Genomic DNA, 23,149 nt, shown 5'->3' with positions numbered 1-23,149 from the left:
AAAAATTTACTACAGGTAATATAGCAATTGAAGTGCCAATATTTTTTATTTAATAATCAGCTAGTTAAGGTGAAATTGAATTGATGTTTTTTTGACAACGCTTAAATAAGCGAAATCCAGAAAATGGAAACTCCGCTAATTTAAACCATATTTTCTCATTTTTTCAACTAAAGTTGTTCGGCGCATACCCAGCATTTCTGCTGCTCTGGCAACGACGCCTTCATGAAAAGCTAAGGCTTGATTAATCAGATTGACTTCTAACTCAGCTAAATAATCTTTTAGTACTATCCCTTCTTCCGGCAAGCTAGTCATAACAGCTAAACCTTCGTCTTCAGGCTCTTCCTCTTCTTCATCAAACGCAAATAAATCATTTAAGGCTTCACGCTCCATAAAGCTTTCAGGATATTCCGGCTCGAAAGCTTCAACTTCTATATGCTGATATTTTTTAGGTAAATCGGCAACATCAACAACCTGATTTGGAAATAAGATAATTAAACGCTCAACTAAATTAGCAAGCTCTCGAACATTACCAGACCACTTATGTTCCATTAATGATTGCATCGCATTATCGGTAAATTTAATGCTTTCATTTCCCTGTTCGCTTTGCCTGCGGATTAATTCAGTTGCTAATTGCGGTAAATCTTCTCGTCTTTCACGTAATGAAGGTGTTTCAATTGGAAAAACATTGAGTCGATAAAACAGATCTTCTCTAAATTTACCTTCATCAACTAAAGATTCAAGCTGTCTATGTGTTGCTGCGATAACTCTAACGTTTGCTTTTACTTGAATCGCAGAGCCAACTCTTTCAAATACTCGCTCTTGCAATACTCTTAATAGCTTAACTTGCATCTGTAAAGGCATGTCACCTATTTCATCTAGAAATAAAGTACCGCCTTGCGCGAGCTCAAATCTCCCTTTTCTGGCACTAATTGCTCCGGTAAAAGCACCTTTCTCATGGCCGAAGAGTTCACTCTCAAGTAAATCACCAGGTATAGCGCCACAATTAACAGGTACAAATGGGCCTTTAGCTCTTTTGGAAAGCCTATGTATTGCCTGAGCAACCACTTCTTTACCTGTGCCTGATTCACCTAAAATTAACACGTTAGCATCAGTCGGAGAGACTTGCTCAATTAGCTTCCGCACAGTTTGCATTTCGCCGCTGCGACCAACCAAGGTGTGGATCAGATCTTTTGACGTTTTAACTTGTTTGTTTGGTTTATTTCTTAAATACGATTCACAGTGATGAAGTGCTTGGGTGAAATCAGCATAAGTAACATTTTGACTGAGGGTTGCAACTACATTTGCCAAGCCAGCTAGGTCAGCTAAACAATCAGCAACCATAAACGGCAACTCAGGAGAGGCATTTATTAACTTTTGACAAGTTTCTATATCTTCCGCAGAAGTATTAAAAATAATCGCTTTCCATTCATCATATTGCTTAAGACAGGTATCAGCGTTATCAAGCTCTACAGCATCAAAATCTTCAGACATAAACTGCAGTATTGTTTTTAATACAGATAGATCTCGGTTTTCTGACGCTATTAATAAAATTCTTTTATTATTTGGCATGTATTGTCAATTTATTGTTGTTATATAAAAACGAGTTAAATTATTGACAAATATATCAGCAATTCCAAATAAAAAAAGGTAAAACGTCAATTTTTTGGTTTTTAAGCTAAATTAGCTGATAAAAACCAAAAGCTTTTATCAAAAAAGTTTTTCTTACGATTGGGCTTGTGAAATAAAAAATGGCATTCAGTCTCCTGAATGCCATTTATTCAACTAAAGAGATGAGTTTAAATTTATAATAAACCTAGTTTCTTTAATTCTTTATTTGCCACCGCAGCTGGCAAAGGAATATAACCATCTTTCTCTACTATGTATTGGCCTGTTTTAGACAATACCATACGTAAAAACTCTGAAGTTAATGGATCAAGTGGTTTATTAGGATGCTTATTAACATATACATATAAGAAACGAGATAAAGGATATTTACCTGCTACCGCATTTTCCATAGTCGCCGCAACATACTTAGTACCTTTCTTAGCTAAAGGAACCGCTTTAACGCCAGAAGTTCTGTAACCAATACCTGAGTAGCCAATTGCGTTTAGCGATGATGAAATTGATTGTACAACAGATGCCGAACCAGGTTGCTCATTTACATTATTCTTAAAGTCACCTTTACATAGGCCTTTCTTTTTGAAATAACCATATGTACCCGATACTGAGTTACGGCCAAACAATTGAACATCTTTACGATCCCATTCGCCTGTTAAACCTAAGTCACCCCAACGTTCAACTGAAGCATCAGCGCCACATTTTAGAGTTGATGAGAAAATAGCGTCAACTTGCTTTATATTCAAACCTTTAATTGGGTTATCTTTATTTACGAATACAGCAAGTGCGTCAATAGCAACACGAACTTCAGTTGGCTTGTAGCCAAATCTTTCTTCAAAAGCTTCAATTTCTTTCGATTTCATCCCACGACTCATAGGACCAAACTGAGCAGTACCTTCAGTTAACGCCGGTGGCGCAGTAGAAGAACCAGCCGCTTGAACTTGAATGGTTACATTTGGGTAAGCTCTTTTATATTCTTCAGCCCAAAACGTCATCATATTAGCTAATGTGTCAGAACCAACTGATGATAATTTACCAGAGATACCGCTTGTTTTTTGATATTCAGGAAGCGCTTTATCAATCGCTGCTGCTTGAGTTGATAGCATAGTTGCAGCGGCAAAACCGATAACACGAACAATAGTATTAAATTTCATATAAGCCTCAATTGCTTTCTTGTCGTTATTTATTACAGTAGATCTTATTACACATTTATTTCACTAATATGACAGAGAAAGATTACTGCAATAAATTTTTAATCTTTGTCCTTAACTCTGGATAAGAAATTAGCTAATGCTCTGAAGTTATTGATATTGTCCATTTTTTATTTCTTGAGAGGTATTTTTTTCTTAGAACAAGCTGAATTTTCGTACGTAATAGAGAGCTATAATTGCGAGCGAATAATTCAAGTTAGTTGTGAGGAAAAAGGCGCTCAACAAATCAAGTTGTTATCGCGAGTTAAGTTTTTTAGACAAAAAAAAGCCCCTGCTATATGCAAGGGCTTGTTTATCAAGTTAATTTTTAAAATTTGTGTTCGATACCAAATGCAAGTGTCTTAGTATCTACAGCATTTGCAGCATCGCTCGATTCGCGAGTTAACCAGGTAAAGGCTTTAGTGTTTTTACCTAGTTTATAATCAACTCCAACAGAAACTGCATCTTGGTCTGCTGCTTGATTAATTGTTTGGACTTGAGCTTTATAAGTTAGTTGGCCAGCGCTATATGCAGCACTTAATACAACACCTTCGTCAGCACTTGAACCCGCTACATCAGCTTGCTCCTGAGATTGCAAGATTGCGCCTAATTTTAAAGCACCTAATTTAACTTGAGTCGCTAAACGGATAACATCGTAACCTTTTACATTTTGGTCAATTGCTACCGCTGCATAAAAATCAGATTTCTTTAATTTAGCATCACCGTACATAACAGCAGCAGAAACACCTGCTTTATCTGCTTCCGCAGAATCTGTTTCTTCTTGTGTTATATAAGTTAAACCTGCAGTGAAACCAGAAAAATTAGGTGAGATATAAGTAACAGTATCACTCATTCTATTTTCACCACGCTTGCTAAATACGTGTTTAATATCGCCAGAGTAACCATTAAATTGATCAATTTTACCCTGTGCTAATTTAAGCGCAGTATCCATTCTACCTAAACGCACTTGACCAAAATCACCTTTTAAACCAACCCATTGATTTCTAGAAGTAATATTTTGTTCTTTAGATTCATCAGAAAAATCAACACCGAACTCAGCCGTGTATATAGCAGTTAAACCACCTTCTAATTCAACTTCACCTTTAAAACCAAGTCTAGAAGAGTTGCTTTTTAAGTCTGTTGAAGATTCTACAGAGTCTTCAATTTGGAAGCTAAGGTTAGCTTTACCATATACAGTTAAAGCCTTATCAGCAGCAACAGCGTTTACCGAAAATAAAGAAGTCGCAATTGTAATTGCAGAAAGTGAAAGTAATTTCATAGTTTATCCTAAGCTCAATAAGCATATATTAATAAGGTAGTCAGCTATTGATATAATTCAAATTAAAACTTGTTTAAGGCAATCATTAGATGACGTTATGGCGAACATTATATTAATCATTTATGACAGTTTTATTTCAAAGTGTAATTAATTTGAAATCTTATTGAAATTTAACTGAAACAGAAGTGAAATATTAATCGGGTGAATTGGTAGGATAGGCATTAGAATAGTGTTTAACTAACACTATTCTAATTTAAATTGATTTAGACACCTAGCATTTTTTCTATGTGTTCTCGGCTTGTGTGGCGCACATCTTTACCTTTAATTAAGTAAATAACATGCTCACTTATGTTCTGACACCTGTCGCCGATTCGTTCTAACGAACGAGTAGCCCAAATAACATCCATAATTTTTGGAATGGCGCGTGGATCTTCCATCATATAAGTCATTAATTGGCGTGTGATAGCTTCATACGTTTTATCTATTTTTTTATCCATTTTATAAACTTCGTATGCTGCTTCGCTATCCATTCTCGCTAATGCGTCCAATACTTTATTGAACATAGTCAAAACCTGCTGACCCATATGGTCAAGATCAACTAAGAATTGACGCTCTTCACGGTTATAACTTTCAAGTGCAGGTTTTACCATACGACAAGCTTCGTCGCCGATACGCTCTAGATCTGCAATCGTCTTAGCAATTGCTAAAACAATTCTTAAATCAATTGCTGCCGGTTGACGTTTAGCAATGATACGAGCACATTCTTCATCAATTGTTGTTTCGTAAGCATTAATTTTTCTATCGTTTTCGACGACTTGACCGGCCAGCTTTGCATCCAAGCTACTAATTGCAGCCAAAGATTGACTAATTTGTTGTTCAACAATGCCACCCATGTCTAACACATGGCTCATAATCTGCTCAAGTTCTTGGTTAAATTGACCTGAGATATGTTTATCTATTTTAAAATCCATTCTATTCCCCTTAAGCTAACTGATTTTACTCAGTCCATTGAGTAAGCTTAGTTTAATAATTTAAAAGTTGAAGCAATAATAACTTAACCGTAACGGCCTGTAATATAGTCTTCTGTTTTCTTTTTCGCTGGTGTAGTGAACAACTGATTCGTATCAGAATATTCAATTAACTCACCCATAAACATAAACGCTGCATAATTAGAAACACGCGCGGCTTGCTGCATATTGTGAGTTACGATAACAACAGTGTAAGTATCTTTTAAATCATTAATCAATTCTTCAATGGTTAACGTTGAAATTGGATCAAGAGCAGAAGTTGGTTCATCCAAAAGTAAAACTTTAGGCTCAATCGCAATCGCACGAGCAATAACCAATCTTTGTTGCTGACCACCAGAAAGCCCAAACGCACTATCGTTTAATCTATCTTTAACTTCTTCCCATAGTGCTGCTTTTCTTAATGAAGTTTCAACGATTTCATCTAAGCGACGCTTGTCGTTAATGCCTTGTATTCTTAATCCGTATACAACATTTTCATAAATAGATTTAGGAAATGGATTTGGACGCTGGAACACCATACCAACATTTTGGCGTAACGTAGCAACATCTACATCTTTATCATAAATGTTTTTACCATCTAACTTAATTTGTCCTTCAACACGACAAATATCGACTAAATCATTCATTCGATTAATACAGCGCAACAAAGTCGATTTACCACAACCAGAAGGACCGATAAAAGCAGTTACCTTACCTTTAGGTATCTTCATGTCTATGTTGTATAGAGCCTGTTTATCACCATAGAATAAATTTAATTTATTCATCTCAAGTGCGGTTTGCTCTTGGGTTAATTCACTAGGTGCAATTGCGTTGGTAATTTTTGCAACTTCAGGAGCAATTGAAATCATATCTAAAACCTTTAAAAATAATTAGTGTTCAAGCGACTTATATTTTTCACGTAAATGATTACGGATGCCGATCGCTGTAATATTTAATGAAACAATGACTGTCACTAGTAAAAATGCGGTTGCATATACTAGCGGTCTTGCCGCTTCAACATTTGGACTTTGGAAACCCACATCATAAATATGGAAACCAAGGTGCATAAACTTTCTATCTAGGTGAATAAATGGGAAGTTACCATCTAAAGGTAAAGTTGGTGCCATTTTTACCACACCAACTAACATTAATGGAGCCACCTCACCTGCTGCACGAGCAACAGCTAAAATTAAGCCTGTCATAATTGCAGGGCTCGCCATAGGGATAATAATTCGCCATAAGGTTTCAGCTTTAGTTGCCCCCAAAGCTAAACTACCCTGACGTAATGAACTCGGGATACGCGACATACCTTCTTCTGTCGAAACAATAACAACAGGTAAGGTTAAAATGGCAAGTGTTAGCGCTGACCAAATAACACCTGGCGTACCGAATGTTGGATTAGGTAAAGCTTCTGGATAAAATAAAGCATCTAAACTGCCACCAAGCATATAAACAAAGAAACCTAAACCAAATACACCATATACAATAGAAGGTACACCCGCTAAGTTAATAACCGCAATACGTATGATTTTAGTCACTGCATTTTTAGCAGCGTATTCATGCAAATAAATAGCAGCAACAACACCAAATGGGGTCACAATAACGGCCATCAATAACACCATAAAGACAGTACCAAAGATAGCTGGGAACACGCCCCCTTCTGTATTTGCTTCTCTTGGGTCATCACTAACAAACTTACCCATTTGAACAAAGAAACGGCCAACTTTATCCAATAGACTCATATCATTCGGAAAGTGGATATCTAGTACTTGAGCAATTCGAATACGCACAAGTTCACCGCGCATATCTTTTATGACAACTTCGTCTCTATCCGCTTTTTGTCTTAAAGCGAAAAGCGATTTTTCTAAAACTTGATAGTCTTCTTCTAGACGTAATTTTTTGGCTTTGAACTCATCTTTAATTTCTTGAGTTAATTCACCTTTCAACTCTAGTGCACGTTGTTTTAATCTATCTCTTTCCAGATCATAGTTAATTGCTGCGATTTCGCTATTTTGTAGGTCTAATGCTTCTTCAGCTATATCACTACTTCTTTCGATTAGCTCTTCTAATTTAGAGTTATCGACCTTAACGCCATCTTGATAAACAGAATGAACATAACCATAAAAGTTACCATTTTTAGTTCTTTCTATTACAGCTATACCTGACTTAGTTGTTTTTTGCTGAATATCTGTATCTAGAATCCAACGGAAATCAAGTTCTACAAATTCACGGTTACCGGTTTTCACTAAGTATCTATCAACAAATTCAGCATCATAGCCAGCCAGATCAATACCTGCATTTCTTAAACGCTCGGCCGCTACCTGTTCTTTGTCGTAAATTTCACCAATAACTACGGTAGATTGTCCATTTTGCTTGATATCAAACTCATAGACTTCAGCAGGCCAAAAGAAGCTAAGACCACGCCAAGCAATCATAGCTAATAAGCCAATAACTGAAATTAAACTAATACTAACAGCACCTGCTGTCATCCAGATCCAAGGGGAACCTGATTTAAACCAATTCTTCATTATTTAATTCCTGCGCTTACAGCGAGCTGTATTTTTCACGTAATCGCTGACGAACAAACTCAGCAATCGTGTTAAAGACAAAAGTGAATACAAAAAGTACAAAAGCAGCTAAGAATAAGATGCGATAGTGAGTACTACCTACTTCTGATTCTGGCATTTCAACTGCAATGTTAGCCGAAAGTGTACGCATACCTTGGAAAACAGACCAATCCATAATAGGCGTATTACCTGTTGCCATTAACACAATCATAGTTTCGCCAACAGCGCGGCCTAGGCCCATCATCACAGCTGAGAAGATACCCGGACTCGCCGTCAATAACACAACTCTAACTAGGGTTTGCCATTGACTCGCACCTAGAGCTAACGAACCTTGAGATAAGTGTTTTGGAACAGAAAATACAGCATCTTCAGCAATTGAAAATATAGTTGGAATCACGGCAAATCCCATTGCAATACCAACCACTAAAGAGTTTCTTTGGTCGAATGAAATACCTAATTCATCTGTAATAAATAAGCGAACATCACCATCAAATAGCACATCGTTTAACCAAGGACTCATGCCAAAACACAACCAGCCGAATAACAAAATGACAGGAATAAGTAATAATGAGTCCATACCTTGTGGCAGGCTATTTAAAATTTTCTTAGGCAGGTTATGCCACATGAATGCAAACAAAATAACAGCAACAGGTAATATAGTCACCAATAAAACAATAGAGGCTAAATGCAATTCAATCAGAGGTGCTAACCATAATCCAGCAAGGAAACCAAGAATAACGGTTGGTAATGCTTCCATGATTTCAACTGTAGGCTTAACTACTTTGCGAATTTTAGAAGGCATGAAGTAAGCAGTATATACCGCTGCTGCAAGTGCGATTGGCACTGAAAATAACATAGCGTAAAAAGCCGCTTTAATTGTACCGAAAGTAATTGGCACTAAACTAAATTTGCCTTCAAAATCATCTGATGCCGAGGTAGATTGCCAAACATAATCTGGTTCAGAATAACCTTCGTACCAAATTTCATTCCACAACCCAGACCAAGTTACTTCTGGATGTTCATTGCTTATTTTGTATAAATTGATTGAGTGCGTATTTTGAGTTAAAAATGCATTTGCTCTAGGCGAAATAGAAAACAAGTCAATTTTGCTATCTGCTATCGACTCGTGGAATAACTTAGCACCACTTGTTGTGTGATATACACCGAGCGAACCATCGTTTGCAGTTGTGAAGAAACTACGACGATAAAATTCAGGATAAACGCCATTCAACCCAATTTCATTGCTTTCAAATGCTCTAATGCGCTTAAAGTGACGTCCTTCCTCATCATTCACTTCAAACCACTGACTCACAACACCATTATCATTTGCAAATAATATTGAGTTAGCACCAGCTAACAAAGTAACATCAACTACATTTGCTTTTGGCTCTGATACTTTAGTTTTAGATAACAAGGTTACATCTTCAATATCTCGTATATTTAATGTAATTAAAGTGTTGTCTTGAACCACAAATGCTCGACTTAAATCGGCTGTTACTTTGATATTTTTAACTTTACCGTTTACAAAAGGCAGGCTTACTTTCTCGATAGACCACTCAATCTCATCTGTCATAAAGTTAACTTCAGCTGACATAAAAGCGTATTCTAAATCACCGCTTTCAAGCTGATACAAGAAGCCTGCACCTTCATTTTCAGGTAAAACAGAAAAAGCAAATTTTGTAATATTGCTGTCTACTTCTAAATCAATACCTTCTTCGCCCAATGGATAAGTTAAGTTTGGCAACACGACTCTTTTGTTCGTGGCAAAACTCACTTTAAAACCCGGCTTAAAAACTGTCACTTGGCTACCAGTTGCAAAAGCAAACTCTTGTAGGTAGGCCATTGAAGCGCTGAAAGCAGTAATCGGTTCAGAAACAACTTGGTGCTGTTCGATTAACTCGCCTTTATGCTTTCCTTCTAATCCATAAAACTCGACATTGGCGTTTGATACAACACGATAACCAATTTCAACATGATCATCTGTACCGAGTGCAAGGGAGCTATGTGTATCTTTTAATCTGATTTCTTGATCGTGTGTCACGCTCACGTCATCAAATATAGGTTGAACTACATATAGTAGATAAAAGAAGATAAGTAACAGGGCGATCAACACCATGATACCGCCGGCGGTTACACCGTACTTCGCGACTTGGTCTTTTACTTTTCGAGAAAAGTTTTGACTACTTGTTTGTGTAAGAGAATGATTCATTAGATTTAAGTGCAAATTTAAACTGGGTGCAGTATATGATACTTTTATGACAGTTGTGTTACAGAAGCACTAAAAAACCCGATTTATCCAACAAAGGAAATCGTTACAAAAAGAATAAATAAAATTTAAAATCAATAACTTAATTGAATACTTAAGTTTTAGAGAATAACATTGAAACTTTATTTCTTTTATGACGAAATGGATTCAAAAAGATTGCAGCCATAGCCAATAACAGTTAGGTTTTCTCATGAATTAAATCTCAATATGAAGCGAATTCTCAATGAAAATAGACTTATATCAAGTAGATGCCTTTACCGACTCAGTGTTTAAAGGTAACTCAGCCGCTGTGTGTCCACTAACAGAGTGGCTTAACGATTCCGTGATGCAATCAATCGCAGCAGAGAATAATTTATCTGAAACAGCCTTTTTTGTGCGACAAAAGGATGAATACCATATTCGTTGGTTTACCCCAAGTTGTGAAATTGATTTATGTGGTCATGCCACATTAGCAGCAGCTTATGTAATCTTTAATCAATTAAAAACCAATATAACAGATACTTTACTATTCAATTCTAAATCCGGATTACTAAAAGTAAAACAAGTCGAGGGATTATTACAGCTGGATTTTCCAGCCCAGATGCCTGTTAAGTGCCCAACACCAAAAAGCATTATAGATGCATTTAATCTCAAGCCAATAAGCTGCCACTATAACCAAGACTATCTCGTCGTGTTTGAAAATGAATCTGATGTTCTAAACGCTGATCCAGACTTATCTCAATTATCAACATTAGATTTAAGAGGTGTAATAATAACAGCCAAATCTTCAGAATATGATTTCGTTAATCGCTTTTTTGCCCCCAATTATGGGATAGATGAAGATCCTGTGACAGGCTCCGCCTATACTCAACTGGCGCCTTTTTGGGCAAAAGAATTAAATCAAAACAGTTTTAACGCTAAACAAGTCTCTCAAAGAGGTGGTGAACTTATAGTTGAACTAGTCGAAGACAGAGTATTAATTTCAGGGAAAGCGGTACTTTATATGAAAGGTGAAATTTTTATTTAAAGCAACTTGATTAGCCCACATAGTTTGTGGGCTAATAGTATTGTTAGGCTTACTGAGGATAAGTCTGTTTAATAATTTCAGTTTCAGCGAATGTATCTCTTACTTTTATCAAGTCTGGATAGTCAGAAAAATCATACAGTTGCCTAAACTCGGCCCAATCAATCAATGAAATTAACGCAATAGTTGCGTAGTTAAGCGATTCAAATTTTCCTTGTTTTGCTTGCTCATTCAACCAAGTTAAACAATCAGGGATACGAGTTAATTGCAATTTGAATATCAATTTATCTTCACTCGTCTCAATTTCCGAGCGCTTAGCCATAAATAAAATAATTAGTGAGTCTGTCACAGCATCCACCGCACTCACTAAATTTAATACATCTATACTTGGTTGAGCCTGCTGTTTTTTAGCGAAAACATATTGCGCAATAATATGTGAGTCAAAAATGCTTTGCTCACCATCGGTTAATAAGGGTAATTTCTTAATTGGCGTTAACTTAGCATATTCGGCTCGCGCTGAATCTTCGTAAACGTTAATTTGCTCAAACTTATAGTCTACCCCATCAAGCAAGATTCGGATCCTGCGGACATAAGGAGAAGGTAAAGAGCCATAAAGCGTAATAGCCATGTGAATTATTCCTATCGTTAAATAATAAAACTACGAATATGAATTCGCAGTTAATGGCGTCCCCTACAGGATTCGAACCTGTGTCTAAGACTTAGGAGGTCCTTGTTCTATCCAGCTGAACTAAGGGGACTAAAATCTATTTTTCAATTGAGCTTACTCTTTTAGTCTAGCTCTACAGCCTAATTCTAACTAAACAAACGCTTAGCTGCACCTGATGAGTTATACCAATCTATCCTAATTATTACTCAATTTTACTGCTTAAAAAGCACGTAAACTGCGTTATGAATTTTGCTATTAGTTTACTAGTATCGGCAATTCATGCCTTGTTAGCGCACTTTTTTTCTACGTAAAACATAGAGCAAAAATTTAGGTGAACTGGTATTAAATCACCCACAAGTTGGCTTTAAATAGAGTCTAACGACTGCTTGGTTTCTATTTTTTCTTCTATTCTTGAGCCACCAAATACCCGCTTTAGCCCCTTTATATCATCCAAGATTAAATACAAAGCAGGCACTAAGAGCAGGGTAATAACTGTTGAAAAAAGTATGCCGAACGCCAAAGAGACCGCCATAGGAATCACAATTTGTGCTTGTAAGCTAGTTTCGAGCACAATCGGAATCAAGCCAAAAAAGGTGGTTAAAGAGGTTAATAAAATCGCTCTAAACCTTTGTGTTCCGGCTTCAAGAACAGCTTGCCTGATTGCTAAACCTCTATGTCTTGCGCGGTTAACAAATTCAACCAATATAAGTGAATCATTTACCACCACCCCAGCAAGCGCGATAATCCCAAACATAGATAATATGCTCATAGCTAAACCAAATACAACATGCCCAATCACAGCTCCGACAATACCAAAAGGGATTACAGACATAATAATAAAAGGTTGAGTGTAAGATTTAAGTGGGATCGCCATGAGCCCATATATAACGATAATCGCAAACCCGAAACCAATTGCTAAACTTTTCAACGCATCTTGCTCATCTTTAGATGCACCAGCTAATTGAAAGTCGACCTCTGGATACTTCTCTAAAATTTTAGGAATTACATCTTTTATCACTTCTTGCGCTAATTTACCTGGTTCAGCAACGGCTTTATCAGCCCTTGCAGTTACGCTAACGGATCTTTGATAATCAATACGCTTGATCGTTGCATAACCTTGGCCAATCTCATAGCTGGCAACTGTCGAGAATGGAACTTCGCGACCTGCGCTAGTACGAATAAACATATTGTCTAAATTGCTAATGGATTTACGTTGATCTTTTGGATATCTCACCATGACTTTTATTTCTTCTTCGTCACGCTGTATCCGTTGTGCTTCTGCACCATAAAACGCGACTCGGACTTGACGGGCGACATCAACTAGAGTCAGTCCTAACGTTTCAGCTTCTGGCTTAATTTTAATTTTAATTTCATCTTTACCACCACTAAATGAATCATCAACATCATATATACCTTCAAATTGGCGTAATGCTGCTTTTAACTCTTCCGCAGCTTGGTCGATTTGCTGAATATTGTCACTTCTAAATAAAAATTCTAAATCACTGCCTGCTCCACCAGAAATAGAGCCTGTAAAATTAACCGAGCGAACACCGGTAGATTCCCCAAAAGCATCTCGCCATCGATTAGCGACTTCAAAGCCATTTAAATCTCTTTCTTCATCTAAATTTAATTGAGCCCAAATCATGCCGCTAGTTTGAGAAGTGCTAAAGGCCATTGAATTACCCAATACTGGTGTACCATTTTCGACTCGACTATCAGAATCAACTTGATACAAAGCAGCTTCTAATTTCGCGATCGTTTCATTGGTTAAATCAGCAGAGCTGCCATCCTCCATAGCCAAAGTTACTTGAACATAATCACTTGGTAAATTAGGGAAAAATACAAATCGCACAACCCCTGAATTAATTAAGCCTGCGACTAAAATTAAAATGGCAAGGAAAGAAGCAATTGTGCTGTAGCGATTTTCCAAACACAGTGTTAAGAAAGGCTTGTACTTATTTTGGATAAAACCATCGAGTATTTTAGAGATTTTCTGACGAAACCTAGGTAACCACATAGCCTCTGTTTTAGCAGTCGTTTTTATCCCAACTAAATGTGAAGGTAAAATCCATTTTGATTCAATCAAAGAAAATGCTAAACACAGCATAACAACTGCGCCAATTGAAGACCAAATAGGCGAGGAAGGTCCAGTCACTAATAGCATAGGCGCAAAAGCCACAATTGTGGTTAACACACCAAATGTGGCCGGCATAGCCACTTTTTTTGCACCTCTAACAACCGTATCAACACTATTCCCATGTGCTTGCGTTGTACTATGAATACTTTCACCAATGATAATGGCATCATCAACAACTATCCCTAACACGAGTATAAAAGCGAAGAGACTAATCATATTGATGGTCACACCAGCAACTGGCATCAGTGCAATCGCGCCTAGGAAACTCGCAAACAAGCCAACGATAACCCAGATAGCTAACCTAAATTTCAAAAACAAAGATAGAATAATAAAAACCAGTAATGCTCCCATCAACATATTATTGAGCATTAAATCGACTCGGCCTTTTAAGTAATAAGAACTATCACCCCAAGCAGAAACATTGACACCTGAAGGTAAGTTTTTCTGTTTTTCTTCAAGGTACTTTTTCACAGTTGCTGATATATGGAGGTCATTTTGCTGGCCAACTGATTTAACTTGAATACCGATACTTGGCTGCTTGTTAAACCGAGCAAACCCTTCATTTTCAACAAAGCCATCGGTAATTTTAGCAATATCACCTAATAGTAAACGAGTACCGTCTTCTCTGGTGAGTAAAACTAAGTCTGCAAATTCAGTAGCTCGATATGCTTGGCCATTGGTTCGTAATAATATGTCGCCATTATCCGTTTTAATCGAACCACCTGGCAGATCAATTGAGTTTTTCTGTATTTGGCCCGCCACATAATCTAAAGTTAAGCCGTATTCTCTTAAACGACTTTCAGGTAATTCAATTGCAATTTCATAGTCTCGAGCACCCACAACTTCTGCCGTAGTGACATCGGGGAGCTGAACTATCTCATCTCGAATTTCTTTAGCGTACTCTTTCATCGCCACTTCAGACATATCGCCATAGACCTGAACCCAGAGTACCGCTTGTTCTGGTTTAGCTCGGTATATAACTGGCTTTTCACTGTTTTCTGGAAAACTTGGGATAGCATCAATCTGAACTTTAACTTCGTTCATTAACTCTTGAACATCATAACCATCTTCAACTTCAATTTTAACTTGTCCCATGCCTTCATTCGCATTCGACTCAAGCTTCTTAATCCCTTCTAATCTTTTTACCGCTTCTTCAATTTTGAGTACGACACCTTCTTCAACTTCTTCCGGCGCTGCACCTAAATAAGGTACTTGGATACTAATAACATCAACCGCTATAGTTGGAAACGATTGTTTTCTAATGGTAAAAACAGAGTAAATCCCCATTAAAATAATTAATACGAGTAATAAGTTTGCCGCGACTGGATTATGGGCGAACCAGGCAATTAAACCTTTTTTTGCAGAATCAACACTCATTAACTGTCCTTAGTTTGCCACTAGTTCGTTTGTCTTAGTCGACTTTTGCGCGGTAGAATTTAACCTAACTTTCATCCCATTAACGGGATTACTAATAGCAGAAGTGATGATTTGATCACCATTTCTTAAGCCTGAATCGATATAAATAAACTTACCTTCAAACCTGAGTATCTCAGGTTTAAATAGTTTAATTTCATTATTCTGAAATAAGATAATTTCTTGGTTAGAAGTTAAATACTGGCGATTAATCTTAAATACCTGATTTGCTTTTGTACCCGAAATTTCAGCATTTACAAATTGACCAAATTGAATAGCCTGTTGATGTATACCTGTTAAATTATATGGGTCGGATATTTTAGCGACTAGGTATGTCATTCTTGAGGTGTTATCAATGACAGCTTCACTATGAGATAAGTAAGCGAGCCAATTTTCCGCCTTCTTACTCGCCGAATTTGTATACAAAACGACCGGAGATGGTGCAGATTGCACTAATTTTGACCCGACATCGATGAATTTTAACTCAGTGTAATTAACTGGCAATCTTATCTCTGCAGTCTCTGAGCCATAAATTTTACCGACTTGTGTCCCCTTCGACAAAAATTGTCCGACCTCTGTGGTACTCGCAACAATAACACCATCATAAGGTGCTCGAATAAAAGTTCGGTCTAAATTACGCTGAGCTTGCTCTACTTGTGCCTGTGCATATTCAACATTTGCTTGCTCGGTTTCTAGCTGAGGAATTCTCAATGCTAAATCTGAAGCTGTATCAATTCGACCTTTCCATTCCCGTTTTGCTACTTCAACTCTTGCTTTTTCTTCTTTCAGTGCGGCCAAGGCTTTAGCCAAATTTGCTTTAGACAATTTAAGTTCAGTCAAGTAATCACTTTGCTCTAACTTGACTAATACATCACCTTGTTTTACAAACGAGCCTTCAAAAAAAGTATCTGAAATAGCTAGTACTTTAGCCGATACTTCAACCGTTAAATCCGTTTCTTTAACCGGTCTAACCATACCTTGAGCCTGTATCTTGAACTGCCAGTCTTTCGCTTCTAATGTATCAACAGCCACTAGAGTTGGTTTAAATTCCATTTCTTTTTTTTCAGCTGGTTTTTTCATTGACTCCATAGCAACGAAAACAGCAATAGCTGTAACAAGGATGATCAAAGGGAGTAAGATTTTTTTTAACTTTGATTGCATTATTCTTCCATTAATGTCTAATTGAATACTTTAAAAAGGCTGATAACTACAATAGTATGGCATCACCTATAGTTATCAATAGCAAAAGCTATTCTTAAGCGAAAATATTTACTAAATAAACTCAATGCCTTATTTTCTCAAATTTTTTTGCTGATATACTGAGTACAGCTATTATTAGAAATAGTTCATTATTATTTTATAATTGATAGTAAATATTTTTGAATAATTTCGATATGTATAATAATTAGTTAATATACATATGATTATTCTTAACGGATTTTTTCTATTATTGGTACATAAATTGTATTGATAATAGATGAACACGCTTAGCACAGTTTCATTTTTTACTTTTAATCAAACTGAAGGGATCTAGTATGAGCCTGAAAAAACAATTCTTGAAATCAAAACCTGTCTGTAAAGTAACATTCCGTTTAACTGCCGAACAAGCTCAGAAAGCTGAAAAAGTCCACGTTGTGGGTGATTTCAATGACTGGGATGAAGCAAGCACGCCAATGAAAAAGCTTAAAAATGGTGATTTTTCATTAAACCTAGATCTAGAATCTGGCCAAGCATACCAATTTAAGTATTTAATAAATGGTGATATTTGGGAAAATGATTGGGATGCTGATAACTACTCACCATCTCCTGTAGGCGGTACTGATAATTCAGTTGTGGACTGTACTGCTTAATATAAAAAATACCTAAAACACAAGGTAATTATTCACTAATTGCCTTGTGTTTTGATTTTGCCCTCTTGCCCTACCTTACTTTCTGCTATTTTATATAACAAAATCGCACTTCTGTTTATTTCCTTTAGGTATAAGCTAAAACAATGTCTTTCTATAACAATAAAGTTAAGGATTTAAATTATGAAAGTGTTTGAAGATAATTCTCTAGCGATTGGTAACACGCCTTTAGTAAAATTAAAAAAAGTATCTACTGGTAATGTGTATGCAAAGGTTGAGTCTCGTAATCCGAGCTTTAGCGTAAAATGCCGTATCGGTGCAAATATGATTTGGGATGCAGAGAAAAAAGGTATCCTAACTGAAGGCAAAGAAATTGTAGAGCCAACAAGTGGTAATACAGGTATTGCGTTAGCGTTTGTTGCTGCTGCTCGTGGTTACAAATTAACTCTAACTATGCCAGCTACTATGAGCTTAGAACGCCGTAAATTATTAAAAGCATTGGGTGCAAACTTAGTGTTAACTGAAGGTCCTAAGGGAATGAAAGGTGCGGTTGCTAAAGCTGAAGAAATTCGCGATGCAAACCCTGAAAAATTCATTTTACTTCAACAGTTCGAAAACCCAGCTAACCCAGAAATTCATGAAAAAACAACTGGTCCTGAAATTTGGGAAGACACTGACGGCGAGATCGATATCTTCGTAGCTGGTGTAGGTACTGGTGGTACTATCACAGGTGTCAGCCGTTATATTAAGAAAACTATGGGTAAAGCGATCCAATCAGTTGCAGTTGAGCCAACTGACTCGCCAGTAATTACCCAAGCTAAAGCTGGTCAAGATTTAACACCTGGACCACATAAAATCCAAGGTATTGGTGCCGGTTTCATCCCTGGCAATCTAGATATTGATTTAGTAGATTCAGTTGAACAAGTTTCAAACGAAGAAGCAATGGAAATGGCTCACAGACTAATGAAAGAAGAAGGTATCTTAGCGGGTATTTCTTCTGGTGCGGCTGTTGTTGCAGCGGCTCGCTTAGCTGAAAAGCCAGAAAACGAAGGTAAAAACATAGTTGTAATTTTACCAAGTTCTGCTGAACGTTACTTAACAAGTCCTTTATTTTCAGAAACTTTCACTGACGCTGAATTAGTTCAGTAATAAAGTGATCAATGTACAGAGGGAGCAATTCCCTCTGTAACTTTTACCATACCTTAATCGATAACCTAAACCTCATCATCTATCATCATTTTTAAATTTCTATATGTAAAATGTAAATATTTGGCTAATCAACTTTACTTTTTAGCAGCAAAAACCGACAATCAAATCTGTTTTTGGCTAAAAGGAAGTTTAAATAATGCCTACTCGCTATACTTACATCATCACGTTACTTTTATCATTCTCTTTATTTGGCTGCAGTGGTGATAAAGAGCCAATTCCTCCACAACCAGGCGAAGCTGCGATAGAGTTTTTTGACACGATTTACAACCTGCACGATCTAAATTTAGCAGTTAAGAGAACCACACCACAATATTCTAGAATATTAAAAAGCTATCAGACCGCAGAGAGAGTCCAAAAAGTATTATTTAATCTAAGATATGATAGCGTCGTCATCAAAGAAGATAAATCTGTTAGTGGTAAGTCAATTTTTCCAAACTCAGCCGAAAAAGCTGAAGTAACCATCATGTTCGATGGCTTATTTCAAGGTAACCGCCAACGTGATTTAAGAACTGTATACATGGTCAAACAGCAAGGAAAGTGGTTAGTTAATAAATTAAAAGCAGATAACTTTAGATAATTTATCTATTGTTAACTAAAGTTAAACTTATAATTAGTTAAAGCTATTGCAGAAATAGGAATCACATTTTGCTTAAAGGGTTTGTCTTTTGTCTCCTTATACTTGGTTGTTTCTCGGCTAAATCTGAAGAAACGTTTATTTATATGGCGCCACTGACAAATTTCGATCAAAGAAATGTTTACGAAAGAGAGCTATTAAAACTTGCACTTAAACTAACAGCGACCAAAGACACGGAGGAATTCGTATTAGCATCAAATAATAACTCGCTGTTAAGCCATGGTTCGAATTTAAGTTTAAAACGAATCGAAACACTAGCAAAACAAGGCTTCTATAAAAATTTCTTTTTTAAATTCTCTGTCCGAGATAACTTACTAGAGGACTTTTTAGCTATCCCATTTCCACTAGAGAGAGGCATAGTTGGTTACAGAGTCAGTTTTGTATCCAAACAAAACCAATCTCTATTAACACCATTAACTCGCATCGAACACATTTCCAAATTAACCACACTACAAGGGATTGGCTGGTTAGACAGTGATATATTGACTAAAAATGGCATGCCTGTGTTTACTATTTCAGTTTATGAGAAAATGTTCGAAATGATAAATGAGAACCGTGCTGAGTTATTTTTTCGAGGCATTAACGAATGGCACTCGGAATATCAAACGTTTAAATACCAATTTCCTAACCTGTCTGTCGACCAAAACATTGCCTTACATTATAAGATGCCTCGGTTTTTCTTCACTGCCAAACACAATGTCAAAAATGCCAAGCGAGTTGAAGCAGGTCTTAAAATGGCTTTTGAGAATGGGCAACTACAAAAACTCTGGAATCAGTTTTATGCAGAGAGTGTAAAAGCCAGTAAACTCAGTAAAAGAACTATCATTCCGTTAGACAACCCCTATATAAAAAATCTAAATAAAGGCTATGAAAAATATAACATTAGCCTGCAAGAGCTAATAGAAATCGAGTTGTCCACTGAAAAATCTCAATAATTAAGATTTTTAATATCCAATCGCGATGCCTTCCCTTCTAGGGTCGGCAGCCCCAACCCAAACGCCATTCTCACGCCAAATTGCATGCAAACCGCTATTTAAGCCTCTTACATCGACTTTATGTCCCAATGATTCGAAATAAGAAGCAGAGTTAGCTAACTCAGAATTCGACTCTAAACTCGTTTTACCATTCATATTGGTGACTTTATCAAGGTTAATCGCCTCTTGGATCGGCATATTCCACGCAAGTTTAGCCAAAATTGATTGACTGACATAATTGATAATTCTAGATCCACCTGGAGAGCCTATAACGCCCTCTAATTTATTATCCTCATCAAATATCATCATAGGTGCCATACTGCTTCTAGGGCGTTTTTGAGGCTCAATACGATTAGCAACTAGGCGATTTCCATCTGCACTTTTGAATGAAAAATCTGTCAGCTGATTATTAAGTAGAAAACCCGCCACCATAACGCCTGAGCCAAATGCCATTTCAATACTTGTCGTCATAGACACAGCATTACCCCATTTATCGACAATGCTAATATGTGATGTACTCGGGCGCTCTAGACTATCGGATTGAATATAGGCGGTTAAACTAGGCAATTTACCTGCTTGTGCTGTGCCTAAATCTTTGCTTGGATTAATTAGTTGGCTTCGCTGAGTCAAGTACACAGGATCTAATAACCCAGTGACAGGTACAGCAACAAAATCGCTATCTGCTATATATAAATTTCTATCCGCGAAAGCGAGTCGAGACGCTTGAGTAAATAAATGCCATGCTTTAGGGTTATCTACTGCCAAGCTTTGGAATGCAGTGCGATCAAGCATACCTATAATTTGTAACACACTAATCCCACCTGAACTCGGGGGCCCAAATCCACAAATATTCTTACCAAAACCTGTTAAACACGCCGGCTTGCGAGATTTAGCCTGATATATAGCTAGATCAGATAAGCTAAGTGAACCGGGCGCAATTTTGGAATTTTGCACTGCTGAAACGATATGTTTTGCAAGTTCACCTTGGTAAAAATAGTCCACACCTTGGTTCGCAATTTGTTTAAAACTATTTGCGAGTGGTAAATTGGTTTTTAATTGACCTGCTTGTATCGCTTGTCCGCTCGGGAAAAAATATTCTTTTGCCGGAGGTAATTGATTTATCCCTGGGTTAATTTTCATAGCAACTAATTTAGCTAGTCGATCAGATACAACAAAGCCTTGCTCACTTAACCTGATTGCTTCATCAAATAAATTAGACCAAGCTAATTTACCCCAAGTTTTATGCGCATGATCAAGCCCAGCTAAAATACCAGGTGTACCAACTGAACGGCCACCAACCACAGCTTTAAACCAAGATATCGGTTTACCGTCTTCATAAAACAATTTATCTGTTGCAGTTTTTGGAGCCGTTTCTCTAGCATCTATACTATGTAATGTTTGGCCTTTATTATCCCAATATAAAATAAACCCGCCGCCGCCAATGCCGGACGATTGAGGCTCAACTAGAGTTAATACTGTTTGAATTGCAATTGCTGCATCAATCGCCGTTCCGCCTTGACGTAAAATATCCATCCCAGCTTTAACTGCATATGGATTAGCGGCGCTGATCATACCTAACTCAGATTCAGCAACTTTTTTATCTTGCCAACCTGTTGCAGCTTCTGGTTCTCTTACTTCTCTTTGCTTGAAAGCTTGAGTTTGTATTTCATCACTTTGAACATCTATGCTTGAGTGTTTAGCGCCGCTCTCAGCACAGCTTGATAAATAACAGCAAAAAAAAACTGCCAAGCTAGCGCGTAAAAATTTATAATCCAATCTCACTAAGGGTTACCTTTAACATTTAATTCAAGAATCAAACCAACACCATGTTAAAAAATTTACTTAAAAATCTGCCATGGCAAAGCTTGCCCGTTATTATTTTTCTTATTATCAGTTTTGCTAACTTTCAATTTTTCATGCCTGACTATGCCAATTGGCTTGAGTATAATCAAGCCAATATTCAGCAAGGTGAATATTGGCGCTTACTAAGCGCGCACTTTTTACATAGCAACCTAAATCACTTTTTAATGAACTCTGCTGGGCTATTGGCATTATGGACCTTACATGGACATTACTACTCCATTCGCCCTTTTTTAAACCAAGTCATTATAGCTTGTGTAGCTATCTCTGCTTATTTATATTGGTTTACTGATATCCAGATTTACGTGGGATTTTCTGGAGTATTACATTGTTTAATTGCATGGGGTGCGTTGACCGATATTCAAAAACAAGAAAAAACCGGTTATTTGCTGATTTTTGCATTAATTGCCAAAGTAATTTGGGAACAAGTTTATGGCGCTAGCGCGTCTACCGCTGAAATGATCGAAGCCAGTGTCGCAATCGAAGCTCACTTAGCTGGTCTAATAATGGGTTTTGTTATTTATGGCTACGAGCAGAAAATACAGCAAAAGAACCTAACGCAACAAGCTACAGCCAAAAAATCTAAGTCTGACGACAACCTAGCGAGTATCAAAGATGAGCAAGAAATCGCTACAGGTAGCCAGACAGAGAGTGAAATTCAAAACGAAAAATCAAAAGACTAGTCAAATTATTGTGTCGGCCTTCGCTATCTCCTAATACCAAAAGCAGGAACCAGATACTCACGTCTTGAGTATCTGGATTAAATTGCTAAATTAAGCTGAACTGCCCATTTAAACTATCTAAACACCAATTAATTTCTGTTTTTCCCTGCTTTTCTAGCAATTGATTTGCTTGGCTAAAATGTTTACATCCTAAGAACCCTCTGTGAGCGGATAAAGGTGATGGGTGCACAGAGGTTAAAATATGATGTTTACTACTATCGATTAAAGCTGCTTTTTTCTGAGCGTGTGCGCCCCAGAGTAAGAACACGACTCCAGTTTGGGTCTGACTCAAATATTCAATCGCTGCGTCGGTAAATTTTTCCCAGCCATATTTGGCATGTGAGTGGGCTTTGCCCTGCTCCACTGTTAATACTGTATTGAGTAAAAGTACCCCTTGCTCTGCCCAGCTTTGCAAATAACCGTGCTCTGGAATATTAAAACCAGATATATCTATTGCTAATTCTTTGTAGATATTTTTTAAAGAAGGCGGGATTTTAACTTCTGGCAACACAGAGAAACACAAGCCATGCGCTTGACCTTCACCATGATAAGGGTCTTGACCCAAGATCACGACTTTAACCTTCTCTAGAGGTGTTGAATCAAACGCCGAAAAAACCAGTTTATCAGCTGGAAATACCAGCTTACCCTGCGCTCTATCTGCTGCGACTTTGGCTAATGCAGCTTTAAAATAATCTTGCTCATTCTGCGAATCGAAAAATGATTGCCAACTCATACTTTTTCCTAATTTATACCAGTT

Annotated in this window: 18 protein-coding genes and 1 tRNA gene; 6 read left to right on the top strand and 13 right to left on the bottom strand. The window is 37.1% G+C overall.

The window, feature by feature from the left end; all coding sequences use genetic code 11:
- Positions 1-135: 135 nt before the first annotated feature.
- The 7 genes from XM47_RS00670 to XM47_RS00640 all read right to left on the bottom strand — a co-directional run bounded on the left by XM47_RS00670 (position 136) and on the right by XM47_RS00640 (position 9,869).
- Positions 136-1,569 (bottom strand): sigma-54 dependent transcriptional regulator, encoded by a 1,434-nt coding sequence (locus XM47_RS00670; protein ID WP_048688209.1) that lies wholly within the window; start codon positions 1,567-1,569, stop codon positions 136-138.
- A 233-nt stretch (positions 1,570-1,802) separates the two neighbouring features.
- Positions 1,803-2,771, bottom strand: a complete 969-nt coding sequence (locus XM47_RS00665) for a PstS family phosphate ABC transporter substrate-binding protein (RefSeq protein WP_048688206.1) — start codon at positions 2,769-2,771, stop codon at positions 1,803-1,805.
- Positions 2,772-3,135: 364 nt separating this feature from the next.
- Positions 3,136-4,086 (bottom strand): porin, encoded by a 951-nt coding sequence (locus tag XM47_RS00660; RefSeq protein ID WP_048688203.1) that lies wholly within the window; start codon positions 4,084-4,086, stop codon positions 3,136-3,138.
- Between the two features lie 263 nt (positions 4,087-4,349).
- Complete coding sequence (gene phoU / locus XM47_RS00655) at positions 4,350-5,057, bottom strand: phosphate signaling complex protein PhoU (RefSeq protein WP_048688200.1); 708 nt, start codon at positions 5,055-5,057, stop codon at positions 4,350-4,352.
- Between the two features lie 83 nt (positions 5,058-5,140).
- Positions 5,141-5,962, bottom strand: coding sequence for a phosphate ABC transporter ATP-binding protein PstB (pstB, locus tag XM47_RS00650; protein ID WP_048688198.1), 822 nt, complete (start codon positions 5,960-5,962; stop codon positions 5,141-5,143).
- A 21-nt stretch (positions 5,963-5,983) separates the two neighbouring features.
- A complete protein-coding gene (gene pstA / locus XM47_RS00645; protein ID WP_048688195.1) occupies positions 5,984-7,624 on the bottom strand; it encodes a phosphate ABC transporter permease PstA in 1,641 nt (546 codons plus the stop codon).
- Between the two features lie 13 nt (positions 7,625-7,637).
- The gene (locus XM47_RS00640) at positions 7,638-9,869 is read right to left on the bottom strand and encodes an ABC transporter permease subunit (RefSeq protein ID WP_048688194.1); all 2,232 of its coding nucleotides are present in this window, start codon (positions 9,867-9,869) and stop codon (positions 7,638-7,640) included.
- 280 nt (positions 9,870-10,149) lie between these two features.
- Between XM47_RS00640 and XM47_RS00635 the strand changes: the two genes are divergently transcribed.
- The gene (locus tag XM47_RS00635) at positions 10,150-10,932 is read left to right on the top strand and encodes a PhzF family phenazine biosynthesis protein (RefSeq protein ID WP_048688191.1); all 783 of its coding nucleotides are present in this window, start codon (positions 10,150-10,152) and stop codon (positions 10,930-10,932) included.
- 49 nt (positions 10,933-10,981) lie between these two features.
- On the opposite strand, the gene XM47_RS00630 is transcribed toward XM47_RS00635, so the two are convergent.
- The 4 genes from XM47_RS00630 to XM47_RS00615 form a co-directional block, all read right to left on the bottom strand.
- On the bottom strand, positions 10,982-11,557 hold the full coding sequence (locus tag XM47_RS00630) for a glutathione S-transferase family protein (protein WP_048688187.1): 576 nt from the start codon (positions 11,555-11,557) through the stop codon (positions 10,982-10,984).
- Positions 11,558-11,611: 54 nt separating this feature from the next.
- Positions 11,612-11,687 (bottom strand) — tRNA-Arg (locus XM47_RS00625).
- Positions 11,688-11,960: 273 nt separating this feature from the next.
- The gene (locus tag XM47_RS00620; protein WP_048688184.1) at positions 11,961-15,110 is read right to left on the bottom strand and encodes an efflux RND transporter permease subunit; all 3,150 of its coding nucleotides are present in this window, start codon (positions 15,108-15,110) and stop codon (positions 11,961-11,963) included.
- Between the two features lie 9 nt (positions 15,111-15,119).
- Entirely contained in the window at positions 15,120-16,307 is a 1,188-nt protein-coding gene (locus XM47_RS00615; protein ID WP_048688181.1) for an efflux RND transporter periplasmic adaptor subunit, read from the bottom strand.
- A 374-nt stretch (positions 16,308-16,681) separates the two neighbouring features.
- On the opposite strand from XM47_RS00615, the gene XM47_RS00610 reads away from it, so the two are divergent.
- The 4 genes from XM47_RS00610 to XM47_RS00595 all read left to right on the top strand — a co-directional run bounded on the left by XM47_RS00610 (position 16,682) and on the right by XM47_RS00595 (position 19,771).
- A complete protein-coding gene (locus tag XM47_RS00610) occupies positions 16,682-16,996 on the top strand; it encodes an isoamylase early set domain-containing protein (protein ID WP_048688179.1) in 315 nt (104 codons plus the stop codon).
- Positions 16,997-17,176: 180 nt separating this feature from the next.
- Complete coding sequence (cysK, locus tag XM47_RS00605) at positions 17,177-18,142, top strand: cysteine synthase A (RefSeq protein ID WP_048688177.1); 966 nt, start codon at positions 17,177-17,179, stop codon at positions 18,140-18,142.
- Between the two features lie 196 nt (positions 18,143-18,338).
- Positions 18,339-18,779, top strand: coding sequence for a hypothetical protein (locus XM47_RS00600; RefSeq protein WP_048688174.1), 441 nt, complete (start codon positions 18,339-18,341; stop codon positions 18,777-18,779).
- A 143-nt stretch (positions 18,780-18,922) separates the two neighbouring features.
- Positions 18,923-19,771, top strand: a complete 849-nt coding sequence (locus tag XM47_RS00595) for a hypothetical protein (RefSeq protein ID WP_048688171.1) — start codon at positions 18,923-18,925, stop codon at positions 19,769-19,771.
- A gap of 9 nt (positions 19,772-19,780) precedes the next feature.
- Here the strand turns inward: XM47_RS00595 and ggt are convergent, their stop codons facing one another.
- Positions 19,781-21,559, bottom strand: coding sequence for a gamma-glutamyltransferase (ggt, locus tag XM47_RS00590; protein WP_245623392.1), 1,779 nt, complete (start codon positions 21,557-21,559; stop codon positions 19,781-19,783).
- 77 nt (positions 21,560-21,636) lie between these two features.
- Between ggt and rrtA the strand changes: the two genes are divergently transcribed.
- Complete coding sequence (rrtA, locus tag XM47_RS00585) at positions 21,637-22,353, top strand: rhombosortase (RefSeq protein WP_048688165.1); 717 nt, start codon at positions 21,637-21,639, stop codon at positions 22,351-22,353.
- An 85-nt stretch (positions 22,354-22,438) separates the two neighbouring features.
- Here rrtA and ung read toward each other — a convergent pair whose 3' ends face one another.
- The gene (gene ung, locus XM47_RS00580; RefSeq protein WP_048688161.1) at positions 22,439-23,125 is read right to left on the bottom strand and encodes a uracil-DNA glycosylase; all 687 of its coding nucleotides are present in this window, start codon (positions 23,123-23,125) and stop codon (positions 22,439-22,441) included.
- Positions 23,126-23,149 lie beyond the last annotated feature (24 nt).

The organism is Catenovulum maritimum (genome assembly GCF_001050375.1).
Taxonomy (GTDB): Bacteria; Pseudomonadota; Gammaproteobacteria; order Enterobacterales; family Alteromonadaceae; genus Catenovulum; species Catenovulum maritimum.
This window is presented reverse-complemented; position numbering and strand designations above follow the sequence as displayed.

Excerpts from the sequence above, each read along its gene's own strand:
- XM47_RS00670 (WP_048688209.1), bottom strand. The coding sequence starts at position 1,569 with ATGCCAAATAATAAAAGAATTTTATTAATAGCGTCAGAAAACCGAGAT.
- XM47_RS00665 (WP_048688206.1), bottom strand. The coding sequence starts at position 2,771 with ATGAAATTTAATACTATTGTTCGTGTTATCGGTTTTGCCGCTGCAACT.
- XM47_RS00660 (WP_048688203.1), bottom strand. The coding sequence starts at position 4,086 with ATGAAATTACTTTCACTTTCTGCAATTACAATTGCGACTTCTTTATTT.
- phoU (WP_048688200.1), bottom strand. The coding sequence starts at position 5,057 with ATGGATTTTAAAATAGATAAACATATCTCAGGTCAATTTAACCAAGAA.
- pstB (WP_048688198.1), bottom strand. The coding sequence starts at position 5,962 with ATGATTTCAATTGCTCCTGAAGTTGCAAAAATTACCAACGCAATTGCA.
- XM47_RS00640 (WP_048688194.1), bottom strand. The coding sequence starts at position 9,869 with ATGAATCATTCTCTTACACAAACAAGTAGTCAAAACTTTTCTCGAAAA.
- XM47_RS00635 (WP_048688191.1), top strand. The coding sequence starts at position 10,150 with ATGAAAATAGACTTATATCAAGTAGATGCCTTTACCGACTCAGTGTTT.
- XM47_RS00630 (WP_048688187.1), bottom strand. The coding sequence starts at position 11,557 with ATGGCTATTACGCTTTATGGCTCTTTACCTTCTCCTTATGTCCGCAGG.
- XM47_RS00620 (WP_048688184.1), bottom strand. The coding sequence starts at position 15,110 with ATGAGTGTTGATTCTGCAAAAAAAGGTTTAATTGCCTGGTTCGCCCAT.
- XM47_RS00615 (WP_048688181.1), bottom strand. The coding sequence starts at position 16,307 with ATGCAATCAAAGTTAAAAAAAATCTTACTCCCTTTGATCATCCTTGTT.
- XM47_RS00610 (WP_048688179.1), top strand. The coding sequence starts at position 16,682 with ATGAGCCTGAAAAAACAATTCTTGAAATCAAAACCTGTCTGTAAAGTA.
- cysK (WP_048688177.1), top strand. The coding sequence starts at position 17,177 with ATGAAAGTGTTTGAAGATAATTCTCTAGCGATTGGTAACACGCCTTTA.
- XM47_RS00600 (WP_048688174.1), top strand. The coding sequence starts at position 18,339 with ATGCCTACTCGCTATACTTACATCATCACGTTACTTTTATCATTCTCT.
- XM47_RS00595 (WP_048688171.1), top strand. The coding sequence starts at position 18,923 with ATGGCGCCACTGACAAATTTCGATCAAAGAAATGTTTACGAAAGAGAG.
- rrtA (WP_048688165.1), top strand. The coding sequence starts at position 21,637 with ATGTTAAAAAATTTACTTAAAAATCTGCCATGGCAAAGCTTGCCCGTT.
- ung (WP_048688161.1), bottom strand. The coding sequence starts at position 23,125 with ATGAGTTGGCAATCATTTTTCGATTCGCAGAATGAGCAAGATTATTTT.